The following is an 18,621-nucleotide window of genomic DNA, read 5'->3' on the forward strand; positions in this document are numbered from 1 at the left end:
CGTTTTCCTGATTCCCCTTAATGCATGTTTAAGCGCTTTCTCAAGTTTCTCAAAGGCGATGAAGACGTGATCGACCAGCACTTCGAAGGAAGTTATTTCGAGCACATTCTCGAACAGGTACGTCCAACAATCGCGACGAGTCTCGAGGAGTGTCCGGACCACGATCCGACCCTGCTCTTAGTGGTGAACATCCTCAAGGGGTCCATGCCAAACACCTGGAATCAGGATGTTCGGTCACCCCTTGTTGACAAGAAGACACCAACGAAGCGCCCTCCTCCACCACCGTCGGAAGACGAAGAGGCGGAAGTTTCGGACGAGGAAATCGAGGCGGAAGGCATTGAGGAAGTGGACACCTTGGACGGTCCGTCTCTCGACCCAGAGGAAGTAGACGAACAGTCGGATCAGGCGTGGAGTCGAATCACCGAAGAAATCGATATCGCCGAGTTGAAAGAGCAACTGGCTGAAGATCCTGAGCGAGACAATACGGTCGAAATGGACCGCAACGCTGTAGAGTCTGGACTACTTCCTCGCGTGGACGCCGAAGATGTGTTGCAAGCCGGAAGAGTCTACCTCGGACTCTTGTTGGAAAACGACCGCCTTCCTTCCGAGCTGCAGCTCACCATAAGTGAGACAGCGCTCGCCCGCGATCTCCTCCTCGGCTATTTCATCGCATCTACGGATTTTGAGGAGAAAGCTCGCAAGCTCTTGACCTTGGTTGAGAAGAAGTTTGCTGACGGGCATTTTTCTCAAGCACGACTCCTCCTCCAGCTCTTCCATACGGATGAGAACACGAGGATCACCAACGATCGCAACCTCTTCTACGAAGACATGATCTTGCGCCTCGGGATCAAGCGCCGAAACAAGGTGCCCGAGGAAGATCAGCGAAAGTTCCGTGAGTGTTTGAGCCGGGCGAATTCCGACCGCAACGCACTGAACGAAGCCTTACACCTGGCCGACCAGAAGTGTCTCGTGAAGTTCCATCTCGCCTACCGCAAAGATGCGGCAATCGACGAGTGGACGAAGGCCTTGAGCTCGAGCAGTCGTCCAGAAGCCGCAAAAGCGTTTCTGAGCGTGATTCCGCCCAATCGCTGGTACTTGGTTGAAAAGTCTGACCTAAGCCTTAGCAAGCAGGTTGAGAAGCACGTCACGAAGAATGCGTTGAAGAACTATATCATCAACCATATCCGGACCTGTTATTTCGTGCTCCGAGCGGTGGGAGATACAGGGCTAGAAGCGTATCTGGATAGTTTCTTCGATTGGACGCAAGAGAAGTTTGGCATCAACGGAACCACCTTGATGCCTATCGTCTACAATCGATCGATGGCGGACACGCTGACGATGTCGGAAATCCTGACCGAGATTTATCGCGAGTTTTTCGAAGAAAAAGCGAACGAAATTTTGGAAGAGTTGCCCGACTCGGAAAGCTTGACCCAACGGCTTGTGACGCGCCTCAAAGATGTGGATCTAGGTGAAGTGGCGCCCGGATACTACGACCTTGGCGGCCTGATCTTTGATGATATTTTGGAGTTCAAATATCCTTCAAAAGACTTCGGCCTGAAGCTTCATCGTCTGACCTAATCAGATAGGTCTGACGAATTTGGCGGCACTAGGCGCATCCCCTCTGACAAATTGCCAGCGTAAGACACCACTAAACTTCTCCGTCAAAACGAAGGGTTCTTGGAAGCCGGGGACGCGCAGTGTGAGCGTTGCTGAGTCAGGCCCGACCCTTATATCTGGTTCTTGATTACCAAGGCGAGTTTGGAAGTGGAATCCTTCGATTAGACGCAGCAAATTTGGGGCACTCGACTTGATAGAGAGGCCCGTGTTCCCCAAGAAGCGCGCAAAATGTGGCCTGTACCCAAGCAACAAAAAGTCGCCTGTGGAGCGGACGTAGGCAATCGTGTTGGATTCCTGGCCAAAGTCGATCGAGTGGCGCCTTGGAATCGTGAAGATGATTTGCCGCTCATCGGAAGCCCTGACGTCAATAGAATCAATGATCTCCACGAGTGGAAAAGCAGCGGCGGGCGGAAAGTGCATCATCCAAAGCTCTGAGAGCCTATTGCGCAGCGCGAGATCCTTGAGTCCAGCCGTGTAATCCGCCTGTTTGTTGATGGCGAAGCCTCGATGCTGACTCAAAAAGTCAAACATCGTCGAATAGAGATCAACAGACGACTTATCTTTAGCTTCGACCCACTCCCTCGCCAAAGCAAACGGCAAGAACTTCTTGTCTTCGGCCTCAACAAAGCTCTGCTCGGTCTCGTGGTCGAGTCGCCAGATCGCACCAATACGCTTTGCACACACCACACCCAAAAATGCACCAAGCGCCAGCACATCTGTAGAGATACTAGCGCCACGGAGATTGTATTCTTCGGGGATAGGTGGAAGCTCTTGGAGCACGCCGGCGAGGCATTGCGCTTCGATCTGGGAGATCCCCATCATATCAAACGAGAGGGATCGGGCGACTCCAAACGTAGCGACCTCGGCCAAAATCTCAACGCCTCGGCTAACCAAGATTTCGCTCTCAACAGAGCCCGTCGTAACGGCCACACGATTGTTCCGGATTCGCCTCATATCGTTGTTTAGCGGCATCGGACGTAGGTTTGGGATGGTGTCGATCTTTGTTGATTCGGAAGGCCACAAGGGTAATCCAAGCTGGGTCACACCACCTTGCAATTTCTCATTTTCGCTACGGTCTTCGGCCATCAAACGAGCCAGCGGTGGCACCTTAGTCCCACTCATCCGGCCAAAGATTGGAGGGGGCTGTGCGCCGCTAGACGCGTGGGTCTGCATGGCACTACGTCTGACCGAGTTCGAAGCCGCACTGTTTGGCATGTCAGGCATCGATGCCGGCTGACTAGTGACTACTGCGGCTTCACGCCTGGTTGGGGGAGCTCCTTCCATCGGAAAGACGGGAAGAGGACGCTCATTGGCCGGTATGCCCTGCTTAGAGGCCAAAGCACGCCTGACAATCGGCAAGAATCGCAATTCTGGATAAGGAGGACACGATTGCTCGATATGATTGACAAGCCAAAGGGCTCGTTCGGGCTCCACTTTCTTGGCTGCGACCGCCCGACATAGGTCGAAGAACACGCTCACGACGTGGGTGAACGCATGTGGCCGAGTGGCATCGTTGGAGAGGGCCTTTACGATATCCTCGGCCCCATCTTCCCACTTGGCTCTTCGAATCTTTTGTTCTCCGCGTAGCGCAAGGAGCCAGCCGTTGTTGGGCTCACTCTCGAGCCCTTGATTTACAAGGCCCTCGGCCTCTCCGCGACGCCCCATGGTGCCAATAGACTCTCCGAGGAGTCCAAGACTCATGGCCGAACGATCCAACTCCAAAAGGTTCTGCGCAAAGAGTACCGCTTCATCAGCACGCTGAGTCATGAGGCGAATTCGAATCAGGCCTGCCAGAGCAACGACGGGTGAGGTTTCGAGATTCGCTCGAAAATGCTCCTCCGCCTGACCAATTTGTCTGTTTCGCAGAGCGTTCCAACCCTCAGCAATACTCATATCGTCCCTCGTGTCATTAGTTCTGGGAGGATACTAATGGGAAACCATAGGAAGACGCACCTCAAAACATGACGTTTTCTCGTCAAGTACGCGAATTGTGCCCCCATGGCCTTCTACAATTTGTTTGGAAATGTAGAGACCCAGACCGAGAGAATTGGAGTTCTGTAAACCTTTTTCGGAGCGATACATGCGCTCGAAGACCTTTTCGCGCTCTTCCCTCGCGATACCCGGCCCCTGGTCGCGTACCGTCAAGACCAGCACTTTAGTGTCGGTCTCAATGGCGACATCAATCTGGCCCTCACCGTATTTGATGGAGTTTTCGACCAGGTTTGTCATGACCTGATCCAGCCTTCCCGCATCAATATTGGCGATGATCGAAGGTGCTTCATACTTAAGTAGCACGGGCCTCTCTTCGGCTCGGATCCTCCAAAAATCGAGCAGAGTTCGTAGCAATGCGACCACGTCTGTGGGCCGTTCACGAATGTCGATCTGTCCCCGCTCAAGCCTTGAAAGATCAAGGATCGTATCCACAAGCCTGCCGAGGCGGCGCACCTGCTCTTCCGATTTGGTGAGCAATTTCAGGTTAGCCTTCTCCCCGTTTTCGGCCTGCTGCCGAAGCATTTGGATAAAGCCTCGCAGCGGTGTCAAAGGCCCCCTGAGCTCGTGGGTCGCAATCGAAAGAAACTCGTCCTTTACGTTTTCGGCCTTAGCCCTTTCGGTCTGGTCCTTCACGGTGGCCAAAAACGAGGTGAACCCTTCGACCCCTGGAATAGGGAAGACACTGATCTCAACATATTTAAACCTGCCCTCAAAATCCAACCTTAGCCGCTCTGCGTAGACCGAAACCCCGCGTCTAACAGCTCTGAAAAACGGCCACTCAGATCGCGGAAGCCTTTGGCCCGTGTGAGAGAACATACGAAACGCAAATGGTTCGGTATTGAGGTTCTTGGCAGGTATCTCCAGAATGTCTCTGAGCGCTTCATTTGCAACGATGACCTCGCCTCTTGCCGAGAAGAGCAAGACGCCATCAGGAATTCGCTGAATCAACGTTTGAAGCCGGGTCTGTTCTTCTCGAAACTCGTTCAGAACAAAGACGTGCCCGATGACCTCTCCGAGGTTCTTTCCAATGCGAGCGAGAAAACCATCGTCCATCAGAAAGGTCTTGGTGTCCGCGTCTGCCAACGGATAGACATGAAGCGTACCGAGCACCCTCTCCTCGGTTTGAAGAGGAATGACGATCTGAGCCTGGCCCGGCAACTCGCTATCCCAAGAGAACGAAAGGGACGTTACCTGAGATGCTTCCAAAATGGGCTTGAGAGCTTCGTTCATCCCCAAGTCGACCGCCATTCGCGTATCGAGCATCAGGCCCCGCCAGGCCACCGGGCGTAGCTTTCCTGAGTCAACGAGCCCGAGAGCAATGGCGTCTGTTGGGAAGGTTGCCTGCAAGAGGTCCAAGATTGCCCCGTAGAGTTCTTCGGGGCACCGAAACTTAAGCGCAAGTCGAGTGATGGCAGAGAGAACACGTTCTTGTTCGAGCGCCTCTTGGGGCCCCAACTCATGGTAGCCACTATCCTTCCTCAAGGGGTTCCTCCTGGAATCTGCCCCGGTGCGCCCATCTCGCCTTCGGAAACAACTTCAACTACCGCGATTGGATTGTTGACGGGCCCATCGATGGCTACCACTCCTGCACGACCGACCTCACCGAGCTGGTTCTGACTCCACGAGCAATCAACGATTCGACCGGTACTCACGTTGTCAAAGAAGGCTCCCAAACGTTGGTTTCCTACGATCGCGAGGGACTCAATTACGCTGACTCTTCCTCCGTAGAAGTAGAGGCCATCTCCTGCGCCGGCCACGCCATCGACTTGAGTGAGCATCACCTGGGAGTTTAGGACTTGTGCGTTGACGTTATAGGCGAACACTCCGTTGCCGCCACTTCTCACGATGGCCGCATCTTCGATCACGAGTTCAATATTCTCTCCTGCGTCCAGCTCAGCTGCATAGCTCCAGATTCCGCCGCCGAGATTTTCGAAATAGAGTCCACCCTGAACTTTCATCTTCGCGGGTGTTTGCGCATGAGAGAGTAAGGCTACGCCTTGATTCTCGGTGATACTGGCCTCTTGAACGAGCGTGAAGTTTGGAGACTCGACGAACACTCCGTGGCCACCAAAGCCTTCTGCATTAGTGCTCGTGTCGGTGATGGCGCCTCCGCTTACCCAGAGCCCACCAGCAACGGATTGCACGCCAGCCACACCGTTCGATTCGACGTTCGTGTTCACGAGATTCATGGTCATGAATCTAGCCTCGCCCTGAAGCGTACCGGCGCCAATATACATATCGCCGGGCAAGTACATATCGCCGGGCAAGTACATATCACCGGGCAAGAATGCGCGTTCTCGGAAGTACATATCGCCGGGCAAATACATATCGCCGGGCAGGAAAATATGGCCCGGGAATGTCTCGGCTGAATCGAGGAGATTTTGGAAAACTCGAATACCCGGCAAGAGCTCACCGGGCTCAAAAGCTGGGGACCCAGGGGTATCCAATGCTGCGGCGAGTCGATTCGAAGCCACACCTTCAAACAAAATTCCTCGGTCGGTGTTGTTGGCGATGACGCTCTCTGAAATTCGCGTCCGGCTTCCTACCAAATGGAGACCTCGACCGGAGTCTCTGACCTCAAGTGAGCTTGCACCCAAAAGGCCGTTTTGATTCTGGACACCCACACCATCGGCTGCGGCTCCGATTCCCGCGACCAGAACGTTGTCTGCGACGATCATGGCTGAATTCGCGCGCACACCGAATCGCGAATCCGCGGCGCCGCGAACTACGACATCCACCATGGAGAGTGCGCTTCCAAACGGCGCGTAGCTCTCGGATTCGGCCTCGTTGACCTGGATACCAATCTGGTTTTCCGAAAACACACTAGCGGCGATGCGAACCTCGCCACCCGTCAAGTCGAGGGCGCTGGCGTAGTCCTCGAACGCGCTATGAAAGACCGCAAGCACACCTTCGGAGTTCCAGGTAATTGCAGAATCTCCACCTCTGAAGACCGAATTCACGGTCGCAAAATAGTCGACGTCCGTGGCTTGAATGGCGGCTCCACGAATCTCTAGGTTCGCGATCACCACCGATTCTAGGCCATCAAGTTCGAGTGCTGAGGTGAACTCCAACGACACATCGCGCCAACACGAAGAGGCGAGCACAAGGCGCTTGACGCCCTCAGTGTTAATAGATGAAATCTGGTGTTCGCCGGGCGCAAACTCAATGAAGAGATCGCCGTCAGCACTTGCCTGGAGGTCGATATCAGTGTTTCCTGGCTCAACCCGCTGCAATTGAATGGGTACTGCACCTGCAAGAGAGCGGCTTGGGCACGAGAGTACGCCAGCGTTTCTTCCATTGAGCGATTCTCCTACGTCAACGCGGCCACCATTGAGCCCGAAGTTGTCGTTGTTCCCACCAACGTCCTCACCTACGCCGAAATCAAGCTCAGGCTCCGGTTCTGGAGACGCTGGCGCATCAGGTCCTTCATCAACTCCCAAATCGGGCTGGCCCTCGTCCTCAGCACGAAAATCAGCGCCATCGGAATCGCCCGCACACGCACTAAGAAATCCAGCCAATAGCAATATCAAAAACTTGGTCATTTTATCTTCCTATAGGTCTGCAGGAGCTGAAGGCAGGTTATCGAGCTGACGAGGCGGGTCAATTGGAGTGAAGCCACTATCACCAAGTCCAGCAACCACACCATCAGAGCCGGCGATTGCATTTTGTGGTGTATCAGACGAAACCGCGAGCTTATCAGCCTGCGTGCCATCTCCATTCTGACTCCAGGCGCACGAGTCGATGGTGATTCCACTCACGCTGAGGAGTCTAGCCCCAAAGCTCTCGTTTCCAACGATCGCGATATCAGACATCAAGGCATTTGAAACGCCCCAGAAAACTAGCCCATCGCCAAGCTCAGCCCCTGTAAGCTGGCCCTTTCCAGTGAGCATCGCCTGAGACTCCGAGACTTGTGGGTTCGTGTTGTAGAACAAGAATGCCGCGTTCTGACTCCGAATCACGCTGGTTTGGTCAACGAAAACGTCGGTTTGATCGCTCGCTCCGCCCTCATTCATCAACCAAAGACCACCATCTGTATTTTGGAACATCAAGGCCTCGTCGATGGTTGCCTTCATTGGCTTGGAGGAGTGGGCGAGTAGGCCAATGCCTGGATTCTCGGCAATGTTGACATCCGCGAGTTGAAGGTAGGTGGCCGAGTTGGCAAAAATGCCGTGGCCATCAGCCGCTCCGATGCGCTGAGTGTCGGTGATCTCCGACCCACTCAACGAAAGACCAGCGGCACGAACATCGATGCCCGCTACGCCGTTTTGAGTGAAGTTGGTGTTCGAAACTTGGGCCCCGGCAAAGAATTCTGCAGAGGACGGATCCAGGCCCAGGCGAGTATCCGTGGGCAAATACATATCGCCAGGCAAGTACATATCGCCGGGCAGGAAGGAGCGCTCTCTCAGGTACATATCGCCGGGTAGGTACATATCACCCGGCAAATACATGTCTCCGGGCAGGAAAATATGACCTGGGAAGAGTTCAATCTCAGCCAAGAGGTGGTCCTGCCAATCCTGCCAGCCGGGAATCAAGCCAGCGGGCGAATAGAGCGATGAGCTCAAGTCTTGCAGGGCCGCTGCTAGTGCGGGTGCGTCGGTGCTCGATACGTAGAGTCCGCGGTTCTGGTTTCGCCGGATATCTGAATTGGAAAGGATCGCGCGAGTTGTCTGAAGGTTGACGCCGACGTTTGAGCCCACAACTTCGATCCCGTCCAAAGTGGCCAAGCTCTGCGAGGCGTGGATGCCCGTGCCGTTCACAAATCCGGAGGCGCGTACGTTTCGCAACCAAAGAGCGTTTCGCTCAACATCTACGGCTGATCCCTCGACTTCAGTCCCGCTAAGGACCACGTCACTTAGAGATACCGAGCCCGTGAGGGCTTCGTCACCCTGAGTCGGTCGCGCCTTGATTCCTGTGTTGACGCTCGAGAATACAGACGACGTGACGTAAACATGCCCGCCTTCTACGTCTAAGGCGGTTCCCATATTCTCAAAGAAGGTATGGACAAGGAGTAGATTGCCCTGCGATCTCCACTCCACTCCAACGTTTGCGCCACGATGGACGGTGTTGACTAGGCTGAGGACGTCCACATTTTCAGCAAGGATACCACCGCCGTTGAACTCGATGCCCGCGAAGACCACCCGAGTCTTGTCCTTTAGTTCGAGCATTGAGTCGATATTAACCGATGCCCCTCTCCAACAGGCACTCGCGATGACCACAGTGCGGGCATCTGCGAAATCAAAGTTCAACGCATCGTGTTCGCCGGGCATCAACTCCGCAAAAATCACCCCGTCTATTGGCGCAGGAAGTGGCGAGCCCGGCGCAACACGTGTCGCACCATCTTGCCCAAGACTCGCACCGACGGAACACGAGATGGTCCCAACCGGACGGTCTCCAAGTACAGTTCCGAGCCCAAGCCCGTCTCCTTCCACTCGGCAATCCGAGCAAAAGAATGGCGACGAGCCGTTGGTCATATCGTTTTCATTGTTCCCGTTGTTGGAGTTGTTACCTCCAACATCACTGTTGGACATATCCCCGGGATTTTCGCCGTTTACCGCTGGTGATTCGGAATCACCACACCCAAGAGAGACGACCAGAGAAAGCAGCAAAATCGTTTTTTGCACGAGGAACTCCATCAATCAAAACCAACAATTCGAGAAGTCTAGTTCACTTCTGCATGCGATTCAAAAAGCCGAGTGATTTTAAAGGGTGAGCGCTAGTCTAAAGCCGTAATGCGCATACCGATATTGTGGAAGGCTGGCCAGATCCACATCAAGTCGGCAGATGATAGAGGCAGAGTTGTATGCAGCCCCTTTGAGCGTCATGCGGTCACTGCCTGAGGACTCCGGTGTAGAGGTCCACTCGACGATATTGCCTGCCAAATCCAAGACGCCGTAGGGCGACACATCCGTTGTCGTTGTGCCAACCGGCTTTGGTACTGGCCGCTGGTTGCTTGAGTCCTTCATATTGCAGAAGGTGGCGTCAAAATGGTCGCCCCAGGGATAGATTCTGCCATCGACGCCGCGCGCAGCCTTTTCCCACTCCATAGCGGTAGGAAGTCGATACTCAAAACCATCCATTTGGCCGCGCCATTTGGCAAAGGCGAGTGCGTCGAAGTAGTTCACGATCAGAATTGGCCATCGCGGATCCCACGCATCACCCTCAGCGTCTTGCGCAGGCAAATGGTAGCGTCCGTGTTCGTCGCGCGGGAAGTAGCTCTCGCCTTCTTCAATTCTGGGCGTGTGCTTCTCGGCCGCCTCTGGCTCGATATCGTTGAGGAACTCAAGGTATTGCCCCACGGTCACTGGCGTTTTCATGATCGCAAATTCTTCGACCATGATCTCGTCGTTGCCGCGAGAAAAATAGCCGGCGGGGATTTGAACAAAATCTTGAGGGAAATGGTCTTCCGCAAAGAGGCGCACATCCACTTTGATCCTGTCGACTCGGCCCATTGCGATTGGAACTCTGACTGAACGAAAGCCCGCCTTTTTTACGAGTGCGACGTAACTTCCGTGCTCGAGCACCGCGCGCTCAAACGGGGCATGGAGGGTGGCATGCAGCCACTCAACGAGGCGCCGATTTTCTTTGTGGTATCGATACAACTCCACAGTGGCTTCGCCCGCGGACGTATCAAAAGTGAGCGTTCCGCTACCTTCGAGTAAAGGGTCGAGTTCACCGTCGTTGAACTGCCGGACCAAGCCTTCCAGATAGGCAGCCTCGGCGTATTTCCCGGCGCTCTCAGCAGCCTCAAAGCGCTGCCAGTAGAGATTCGCAAGTCCCAGTCGCGCCTCGGGCATCTCGGGTAAGAAGGCGAGCACGTCAGAGTAAATCCGAACGGTATCGGCAAACCGCCTTTCCATCTCGATGGCGAGGTCATCTGCTTGCTGCTCGAGGTTCCAAAGCTCTTGTTTGTCATGGCCAGTCGACCACGAAGGAACGGTTTTTCGTTTGGTCTCAAGTTCGGTCAAAATCTGGCGATGTTGCACGCGCACATCGTCGTAGACCGCTCGGGTTTGCTCGGCCAAGGATAGCGTCTCAAGCGCGGCCTCGCGTCTTTTTTCGCGGTCTTTTACACCTTCGAGGAAAAGCTCGAGTTCGTCAGCGAGCTCCTGTGCTGACTGGTAGCGATTGGCGGGATCCTTCGCGAGGGCCTTTAGGCAGATCTCCTCGAGCGCTTCAGGGATGCCACGTTCAGGAGCCTTCATGCGTGGTGGCTCGGGCGTATCATGCACGATCATGAAGAGCAGGCCGAGCATATGGTCTGCGGTGAAAAGAGCTTCCAGCGTCAGGATCTCGTAAAGAATCGCGCCAAGCGAATACACATCTGTACGCTCATCAACCTTATCATTCTCGCCGCGCGCTTGTTCGGGCGCCATATACTTGGGCGTTCCAATCAGCGAACCGACCACGATTTGTTCGGTATCCTCAAAGCCGTGTCCAGCGTGCATCAATTTGGCGATGCCCCAGTCGATGACATAGACCTCACCGTAAGCACCCACGAGGATATTATCGGGTTTTAGGTCGCGATGGACCACGCCTTGTCGGTGGGCGTATTCGATGGTGAGTGAGACCTGGCGCAGAACCTGGACGAGGAAAGAGAGGCTCAAAGACTCTTCTTTGGCCTTCATCCCTTTGATGATGGTGCCGAGATCCCGCTCCCGGACAACTCGCATCGTGTAAAAGGGGCGGCCTTCGTCGTCAGCACGGAGATCGTAGACCGGGGTCACGTTCGGATGCTCCAGAATCCCGGTGACCTGAGCTTCCAAGAGGAGGCGATTCTTGAATTTGTCTGAGTTGGCCTTGTCCAGCAGGGACTTTAGCGCAACGTCTCGACGCAGGACCTTATCGTGCGCGCGAACCACCAGGCCCATGCCACCGCGCCCAAGCTCTTCTTTGAAGTCGTAGCGGGCCTCGCCGTCCAAAAGCAGCGTGATATCGTCTGCAAGGATGACTTCTCGTGTAGGTACCACGGTAGGGTCGTGCCTTGCGGCCTCAACTTGATCTACCACGATCGTATTTCCGAACTGTAGCTCTTCCTCAACGCTAATGCCGGCATCGAGGTCGTGTTCGAGCGTCGCAAGGACCTCTGAGCTCAACTTCTTTTTTGCAATCAGTACTTCTTGGAGCGGAAGTCCTGCAGCAGCACTCTGCGCCACGCAAAACATCAGGTCACCAAGCGAGATCAATCCCCTCGCGAGTGCAAGTTGCCCTACTTGTTGTTCTTTCAGAAGCATGGTTTGAGCAAGGAGCGGAAAAAGGACTTCATCCTACATTGGACTACTCGTAGCACCAGATGTACACTTTAGCTTCAACGGGCAACGGGCGCGACATGAAATCTTGGATATTTATCGCACTCTTCTGTGGTTTCGGCCAGTTTTTGATTACGGCCGATGCCGAAGGACGTTCATTTCGGAGCGTGCAATTACCGAACGGAGAAAGGTTCGATTGCGCAACCTGCCATGTGAACAACACCGGTGGGGGCAGGAATGCTTTCGGTCAGGATGTAGAAGAAATGGGGCTTTCGGGCGTAGGTGGTGAGAGCACACAAGACACCGTTTGGGTGGCCGTTTGTAACATCGACTCCGACGGTGATGGCTACACGAACGGTGATGAATTGGGTGACCCCGCCTGCACGTGGGAGATCGACGATCCGAATCCGAACTTCAATCCAAGTCGACCGGGAGACTCGAACTCGACTCCCTGCGGAAATGGCACGATTGAAGGCGAAGAGATGTGTGATGGCGCAAATCTCAACGAGACTACGTGTGTAGACCTCGGCCTTCCCGACGGAGGACTGGGGTGCAATGTGGACTGTACCTTCAATACGGTCAATTGTCTTGAGGCGCCGCCCAACAATCCAAACCCCAACAACCAGCCAGGAACCAACAATACGAACACGAATAACGAGACCGGCGGCAATTCGAACAACGGCACGACTCAACCCACCAATAACTCAAGCACTCCAACCAATCCCGAAAACCCTGGAAACCCGGGTGCCCCAGACCCTGAAGACGAAGAAGGCTCTGGTGAGCTGGAGCCGTTTTTCTGTGACGGCGAGATGAGCGTGAAGGATGAGCCGAAGAGCGCAGGTATGCTCGTCTTCCTTTTCGCCCTTTTCAGTCTGCGTCTATTCTCGAGGCGAGATTGATCGCCTAGAGTGGCAAAACGTCAGCTCATGCATTGATCAACCGCAGGTAGATCCCGTCGCGACACATTGCTTAGGGATGTAAAAGAGATCCGGGTCGTCGAAGACCTGGATACACTCGAAGCCAGAACCGCAAGCCTCTGAAGTGGTACAACCGACGCTACATGCCCCGCCGCCCGCGTAGTTCATGCAGTAGTTCCCGCCAGCGCCGCAGTCTTCATTGGATTGGCATGGAAGGCATTGTGGGCCTGCATCCGTGTGAGGATTGAGCTTCGGACCGTTATCCACGCCGTGAACACCATAGTGCACATCTGGGAACTCATCATTGATGCCCTGAAGCATGGTGTTCCACGAGATTGGGAAGTGCCGGCCGGTCGCATCGGTAAAGGTAAACCAGTGTACAAATCGGTTGATAACTTCGTAGCCTGCAGAGAACGGCGTGGTGTTCACCGTGGTGACTGCATCGGTATTATCAAAAGTTCTCGCCGGATTTTCCATCAGCTTGTCCACATAGGTTCGATAGCTATTGCAGCCGTCAAACACGTAGACCTGATAGTCTTGGCGCATCTCAACATCCTTGAACTCGTCGTCATCGAACTCGTATCGAGGATGATAGTCGAGGATGAATCCAGCGTTGGATCCCGCATGTCCGCTGTAGATCACGATATCACGACTCTTGAAGCTTTCTTCCACAAGGTCGCGAAGCAGTGATTGTTCAGCCTCAGCATCGTTGTCCATTTGCGCGTGGTAGACGTAGACACGTCCCTCAACTTCGCGGCCTTCCACCGTTAGAGGGAAGACGAATGGACCCGAGTCGTGCTTGAGGTCTTCAAAGCTTGTGACGGTCTCGTGTTGCCAGTTGTTCTCGAGGAGGAACTCTACGGTCCACTTCGCGGTCTCGAGGTCGTATCGGCCTTCGTTGTAGTCGCCACCAAAGTGGATGGCGATATCGTAGACACCGTCTTTGAAAAGTTCGCTGTACGAGGGGAAGGAGTCGGTTGAGGGGCTCTCCTCGATCACGACTTCAACATCCTTATACGCTTCTCCGAGTTGGGACACTTCGAGCTTGAGTGCAAGTCCGCCCTCCGCCTCATTGATTGCGGCGAGCAGGTCGAGCGAACCCACAAACTCGAGGTGGAGATCCCAGGAGACCGTCTCACCTTCGATGGTGTTCTCGCCGACTTCTCCACCCTGATACGCAGGTTTGACGTAGATGAAGAATTTCTTGTCCTCTTCGGTGATGTTCTGATTCGAGTTGCGGATGATCTCTTCGATCTTTCGTTGTGCGCTTCGCGTCACATCACCGGTACGTGCACCGAGCAGTTCAGAGAGTTGCGCCTCTTGCTCCTCTGAGGTCAGATCCGCATAGCCTTGTGGAAGCGAGGTAGTGACACGGCCCTTGATGATGAACTCTTTGGCGTTGGTGGCCACATAGTTGTCGCCTTTGCCAAATCCACCGGGAATTTCAACTAGACCTTCGGGCGCGGACGGTGCGGATTCTTCGGCACATCCAAACACACCAAGACAAGATAAGGCACTCAGAGCAACAAATTTCTTCATTCGGAACATCCTTCATTTCAATTGCCCGGCGTTTGTACTCTATTTCCCACCAAAACGCCACAGTTTAGGAAGTTTCCTAGAGGTGTTCGATGATCGTTGCGCCGCTTTTTTCGAGGGCCTCTTGAATCCGAACGATATGGTCTGCGCCTCGGGTCTCGAGCTTGAGCTCCACGTGGGTGGTTCCAAACTGCTCACCTGAAGTGAACGTGCGGTTATGAAAGATCTCTAGGACATTGGCCTTCATATGCCCAACGACTGTGAGAATCTGTGCCAGCGCACCTGGACTGTCAGTGATCCGGACGATGAGGCGGCAGAGACGACCGGTGGCGACCAAACCTCGGTCGATGATTCGAGCGATGAGATTCACGTCTATATTTCCGCCGCAGACGCAGAGACAGACGGTCTTGCCTTTTGCATCGAGTTTCCCTGCCATCAAGGCAGCCAATGGCGCGGCTCCTGCGCCTTCGGCGAGCGTCTTTTCTTGCTCGAGGAGCAAGAGAATCGCGCTTGCGAACTCTTCTTCCGATACCGACACGATATCGTCGACGAGCGCCGAAGTTTGCCTAAAAGTGAGCTCACCCACCTTCCTAACCGCGATGCCGTCGGCGAGCGTTTGGCCTTCCGGCACTTGAATGACCTGCCCGTGTTTAAGCGAAGTGGCCATTGAAGGCAGCACTTCGGGCTCGACCCCCACGACTTTGACCTCAGGCTTGATACCTCGCACTGCGGCGAGAATCCCGGAGATGAGCCCGCCACCACCAATGGCCGAAACGATGAGGTCCACATCGGGAATTTGCTCGAGAATCTCGAGTGCGACCGTGCCCTGCCCTGCCATCACCGCAGGATCATCAAAGGGGTGAACAAAGACTCGCCCTTCTTCTGCCTGAAGCTCTTTTGCGTGGGCGTACGCCGCGTCAAAATTTGGGCCGAAGAGCACGACTTCGGCCCCGAAACTACGTGTGCGGTTGACCTTAACGAGCGGAGTGCCCTCGGGCATCACAATCTTCGTGCTGATCCCGAGGCGCGCCCCGTGAAGGGCCACGGCCTGCGCGTGGTTTCCGGCAGACGCGGCAATGACCCCCTTGCTCTTTTCTTCTTCGGTGAGAAGGGAGAGTTTGTTTGCAGCGCCGCGCTCCTTGAAGGAGCCCGTGGACTGCATGTTGTCGAGCTTGAGGTAGACTTCGCAGCCAAATTTCTCACTCAGGAGGGCACTGTGGGCGGCTGGCGAGTAAAAGATATGCTCTTTGATACGCTCACGAGCAGCTTGAACATCTTCGAGCGAAATCGGCAGGTCCGCCATAAGTCTCACCTTTGAATCGAGGAGCTCAGAACGAGTTCAGGACCGAGGTGGTCGCGTCGTTTCCGAACGCGATGAGCTCCCATTGGTACGTTGTCTCGCCATTATCCTGCGTAGCGTTGTATCGGACAAGGCCCCCCGGAACACTTTCGGTATTCCACCATCTTACGGTGGTGTTGCCGCTCTTGGTTTCAAGGAGGGTAGCCTGAAACTCGCCGGCCTCAGTAGTGATCTTCTCTTGGCCCTTGGTCATGCCCTCGAGGCTTTCCTCGGTGAGTTTACGGCCGGTGTTGATTTGCCAGTTCTGCGCGTCTTTTTCCTCAACCGGAATCTCGCGGGGCTCCTTCTCACCGGGGAGCATGGCGCGCATTCTCAGGACCTTGCGATTGCCTGCTTCGTCAGCGCTGCTCAGCATGGCTTCCATGATGACCACGTCTTCGCCTTCTTCGGTCTTGGTTCGAGTCTCTACGCGCCACCACTCGCTGCCGTCTTGGTTGGCACGGATAAGGCTTCTTTCATAAAGACTTCCCTCGGCTGTGCCATCCACTCTCCAGCGTGTGTAATCACCCTCTTTGTAGGTATCAAAGCCTTGATAGTAGTAGCCGCCATGATGGAACATCATGGAGAAAACGCTCATCGAATATGCGTACATAAGCGACGGGTTGTTTGCCAACATTCGCGCAGCAACGGCTTCTCCGATGCGGTCTCCGACCCTATCAGCGGCGCGATCGACCGTTCTGTTGACGGCCTTATCCACCAGATAATCGGTGTTGGGAAAACATCCACTGAGTGCCAATCCAGCAACCAAAACCAAAGCTCGTTTCATAGGTCCTCCAAAAAAAAGTGCCCGGCATCCAGCCGGGCGTCACAATACCATCCGTGGTCCTGTCACCCGAGGGTCTGGGTGACATGCGATTGTAAAATTAGGCCACGGTGACGCCATCACAAAGATATACATCTTGCACGGCATTTAGAAGTTCAACACCATCAGCAAAAGGCCGTTGGAAAGCTTTTCTGCCGAGGATGAGTCCCATACCACCAGCACGCTTGTTGATCACGGCGGTCGCTACGGCATCTTGCAAATCGTTGTCTCCGGCGGCGCCGCCACTGGAGATCAGACCGAAGCGCCCCATATAGCAATTTGCCACTTGGTAGCGCGTCAGGTCGATCGGGTGGTCGGAGCTGAGCTCAGAGTAGACTTTCTTATGGGTCTTTCCAAACGTGCTTCCGTCCGGGTTCTTAATGGCGTTGTAGCCACCATTATTGGTCGGAAGTTTTTGCTTGATGATATCTGCGTGAATGGTCACGCCAAGGTGGTTTGCTTGGGCCGAAAGGTCTGCAGCCGTATGATAATCCACGCCACCCGTCTTGAAGCCCGGATTACGTGTGTAGCACCAAAGAATGGTGGCCATGCCGAGTTCATGCGCGTAAGCAAAGGCGTTTGCCACTTCTGTAATCTGGCGATTCGACTCTTCAGATCCGAAGTAGATCGTAGCTCCCACTGCTACCGCGCCCATCTCCCAAGCCTGGTCGATGGTGCCGAACATAATTTGGTCATAATTATTCGGATAAGATAAAAACTCGTTGTGATTGATCTTCACAACAAATGGAATCTTATGTGCATATTTTCGAGCCACAGACCCAAGCACCCCAAACGTCGATGCAACAGCATTGCAGCCGCCTTCGATGGCAAGCTTCACGATATTTTCGGGGTCAAAGTACATGGGGTTTGGTGCGAATGAGGCACCTGCCGAGTGTTCAATCCCTTGGTCTACTGGAAGGATCGAAAGGTAGCCCGTATCGGCGAGTCGGCCGGAGCCGAGAAGGGTTTGAATGCTTCGAAGGACTTTTGGGCTGCGGTCGGTTGGAGCGTAAAGCCGGTCCACGGAATCTGGCCCAGGAATGTGCAAATTCTCTTTCGGAATAGTGTTCGAGGCGTATTCAAGCAGGTCTGCCTGAGGTCCAAGAATCTCAACGATCTTTGAGAGGTCGCTCATAAAAATCCTCATGGAAAGCACAAGCCTGTGCCGTCATCAATCAATCTACAAAAGTGAGCCACTCAGCATGAGTGGTCGCTGATCCACGAACGTGGTCGAAATACGCTTTTTGGAGGTCTTTGGTCAAGGGCCCCGGAGTGCCATCACCAATGGTTCGGTTGTCGATCTCGCGTATTGGCGTGACTTCCGCGGCTGTACCGACCACAAAAACTTCGTCAGCGACGTAGAGCATGTCGCGGGTAAAACGCATCTCTTTGACGTTCAGATCGCGGTCTTTCGCAAGCTGCACAATGGTGTCGCGGGTGATGCCGCCCAAAATCGAGCCACCGATCGGTGTGGTGATAATCTCGCCGTCACGGATCAGGAAGATATTCTCGCCGGATGCCTCGGAGACATAGCCCTCGGTGTCGAGCATAATCGCTTCCTGGTAGCCCTGGAGCATGACCTCACGCTTGGCGAGAATAGAGTTGACGTAATGACCGTTGATTTTGCCTTTAGCCATCATCGTGTTGACGTGATTCCTGGCGAAGCTTGAGACCTTGGCACGGATGCCATTTTGGAGTCCTTCTTCGCCAAGATACGTGCCCCATTCCCACGCGATCACGCTGACGCGGACTTTGTTAGTACGAGCTCCGAGTCCCATTTCGCCGTCACCTAGGAAGACCACGGGTCTCAAATAACAATCGCCGAACCCATTGGCTTTGACGGTTTCGATACATGCGCGCTCGATTTCTTCCTGCGAGAATGGAATTTCCATCAAGCAGATGTGGCACGAATCAAAAAGCCTTCGGATATGCTCTTTGAGTCTAAAAATCGCGGGGCGCCCATCTGCCCGTTTATAACACCGAATACCTTCGAACGCGCCCAGCCCGTAGTGCAACGTATGCGTCAACACATGAACCTTGGCGTCCGCAAACGGGATTAGCTCCCCATCGAACCAGATCTTGTCTGCTGAAATCGCCATTTGTGTACTCCTCAGAACTACATCTCAACGGGCACCATAGCCACGCTCAGAC

General features: G+C 54.3%; 12 protein-coding genes. 2 read left to right on the top strand and 10 right to left on the bottom strand.

Translation table 11 applies throughout. The annotated features are described in order from the left end of the window. Positions 1-24 precede the first annotated feature (24 nt). The gene (locus FRD01_RS08130) at positions 25-1,578 is read left to right on the top strand and encodes a hypothetical protein (protein WP_146958895.1); all 1,554 of its coding nucleotides are present in this window, start codon (positions 25-27) and stop codon (positions 1,576-1,578) included. On the opposite strand, the gene FRD01_RS08135 is transcribed toward FRD01_RS08130, so the two are convergent. The 5 genes from FRD01_RS08135 to FRD01_RS08155 form a co-directional block, all read right to left on the bottom strand. Next, positions 1,579-3,510 carry a tetratricopeptide repeat protein gene (locus FRD01_RS08135; RefSeq protein ID WP_146958896.1) on the bottom strand — a complete coding sequence of 644 codons (1,932 nt, stop codon included), beginning with the start codon at positions 3,508-3,510 and terminating at the stop codon, positions 1,579-1,581. Positions 3,511-3,543: 33 nt separating this feature from the next. Next, on the bottom strand, positions 3,544-5,091 hold the full coding sequence (locus tag FRD01_RS08140; protein ID WP_146958897.1) for an ATP-binding protein: 1,548 nt from the start codon (positions 5,089-5,091) through the stop codon (positions 3,544-3,546). Next, positions 5,088-7,151, bottom strand: coding sequence for a hypothetical protein (locus FRD01_RS08145; protein ID WP_146958898.1), 2,064 nt, complete (start codon positions 7,149-7,151; stop codon positions 5,088-5,090). The genes FRD01_RS08140 and FRD01_RS08145 overlap by 4 nt, the downstream gene beginning before the upstream one ends. 9 nt (positions 7,152-7,160) lie before the next feature. Next, positions 7,161-9,230, bottom strand: a complete 2,070-nt coding sequence (locus tag FRD01_RS08150) for a right-handed parallel beta-helix repeat-containing protein (RefSeq protein WP_146958899.1) — start codon at positions 9,228-9,230, stop codon at positions 7,161-7,163. 78 nt (positions 9,231-9,308) lie between these two features. Beyond that, positions 9,309-11,840, bottom strand: a complete 2,532-nt coding sequence (locus FRD01_RS08155; RefSeq protein WP_146958900.1) for a bifunctional serine/threonine-protein kinase/formylglycine-generating enzyme family protein — start codon at positions 11,838-11,840, stop codon at positions 9,309-9,311. A 95-nt stretch (positions 11,841-11,935) separates the two neighbouring features. Between FRD01_RS08155 and FRD01_RS08160 the strand changes: the two genes are divergently transcribed. Further along, positions 11,936-12,754, top strand: coding sequence for a hypothetical protein (locus tag FRD01_RS08160; RefSeq protein WP_146958901.1), 819 nt, complete (start codon positions 11,936-11,938; stop codon positions 12,752-12,754). Positions 12,755-12,790: 36 nt separating this feature from the next. Here FRD01_RS08160 and FRD01_RS08165 read toward each other — a convergent pair whose 3' ends face one another. The 5 genes from FRD01_RS08165 to FRD01_RS08185 all read right to left on the bottom strand — a co-directional run bounded on the left by FRD01_RS08165 (position 12,791) and on the right by FRD01_RS08185 (position 18,569). Further along, on the bottom strand, positions 12,791-14,311 hold the full coding sequence (locus tag FRD01_RS08165) for a hypothetical protein (protein ID WP_146958902.1): 1,521 nt from the start codon (positions 14,309-14,311) through the stop codon (positions 12,791-12,793). A 76-nt stretch (positions 14,312-14,387) separates the two neighbouring features. Beyond that, positions 14,388-15,611, bottom strand: a complete 1,224-nt coding sequence (locus FRD01_RS08170; RefSeq protein ID WP_146958903.1) for a threonine ammonia-lyase — start codon at positions 15,609-15,611, stop codon at positions 14,388-14,390. 25 nt (positions 15,612-15,636) lie between these two features. Continuing rightward, a complete protein-coding gene (locus tag FRD01_RS08175) occupies positions 15,637-16,434 on the bottom strand; it encodes a hypothetical protein (protein WP_146958904.1) in 798 nt (265 codons plus the stop codon). Positions 16,435-16,531: 97 nt separating this feature from the next. Beyond that, the gene (locus tag FRD01_RS08180; RefSeq protein WP_146958905.1) at positions 16,532-17,605 is read right to left on the bottom strand and encodes a class I fructose-bisphosphate aldolase; all 1,074 of its coding nucleotides are present in this window, start codon (positions 17,603-17,605) and stop codon (positions 16,532-16,534) included. 40 nt (positions 17,606-17,645) lie between these two features. Then, positions 17,646-18,569: a branched-chain amino acid transaminase gene (locus FRD01_RS08185; protein ID WP_146958906.1), complete on the bottom strand. Its 924-nt coding sequence runs from the start codon at positions 18,567-18,569 to the stop codon at positions 17,646-17,648. Positions 18,570-18,621 lie beyond the last annotated feature (52 nt).

Origin of the sequence: Microvenator marinus (genome assembly GCF_007993755.1) — a bacterium.
Classification (GTDB): domain Bacteria; phylum Myxococcota_A; class Bradymonadia; order Bradymonadales; family Bradymonadaceae; genus Allomicrovenator; species Allomicrovenator marinus.

Coding starts and splice junctions, on each gene's coding strand:
- FRD01_RS08145 (WP_146958898.1), bottom strand. CDS start 7,151: ATGACCAAGTTTTTGATATTGCTATTGGCTGGATTTCTTAGTGCGTGT.
- FRD01_RS08175 (WP_146958904.1), bottom strand. CDS start 16,434: ATGAAACGAGCTTTGGTTTTGGTTGCTGGATTGGCACTCAGTGGATGT.
- FRD01_RS08180 (WP_146958905.1), bottom strand. CDS start 17,605: ATGAGCGACCTCTCAAAGATCGTTGAGATTCTTGGACCTCAGGCAGAC.
- FRD01_RS08185 (WP_146958906.1), bottom strand. CDS start 18,569: ATGGCGATTTCAGCAGACAAGATCTGGTTCGATGGGGAGCTAATCCCG.
- FRD01_RS08165 (WP_146958902.1), bottom strand. CDS start 14,311: ATGAAGAAATTTGTTGCTCTGAGTGCCTTATCTTGTCTTGGTGTGTTT.
- FRD01_RS08135 (WP_146958896.1), bottom strand. CDS start 3,510: ATGAGTATTGCTGAGGGTTGGAACGCTCTGCGAAACAGACAAATTGGT.
- FRD01_RS08130 (WP_146958895.1), top strand. CDS start 25: ATGTTTAAGCGCTTTCTCAAGTTTCTCAAAGGCGATGAAGACGTGATC.
- FRD01_RS08155 (WP_146958900.1), bottom strand. CDS start 11,840: ATGCTTCTGAAAGAACAACAAGTAGGGCAACTTGCACTCGCGAGGGGA.
- FRD01_RS08170 (WP_146958903.1), bottom strand. CDS start 15,611: ATGGCGGACCTGCCGATTTCGCTCGAAGATGTTCAAGCTGCTCGTGAG.
- FRD01_RS08160 (WP_146958901.1), top strand. CDS start 11,936: ATGAAATCTTGGATATTTATCGCACTCTTCTGTGGTTTCGGCCAGTTT.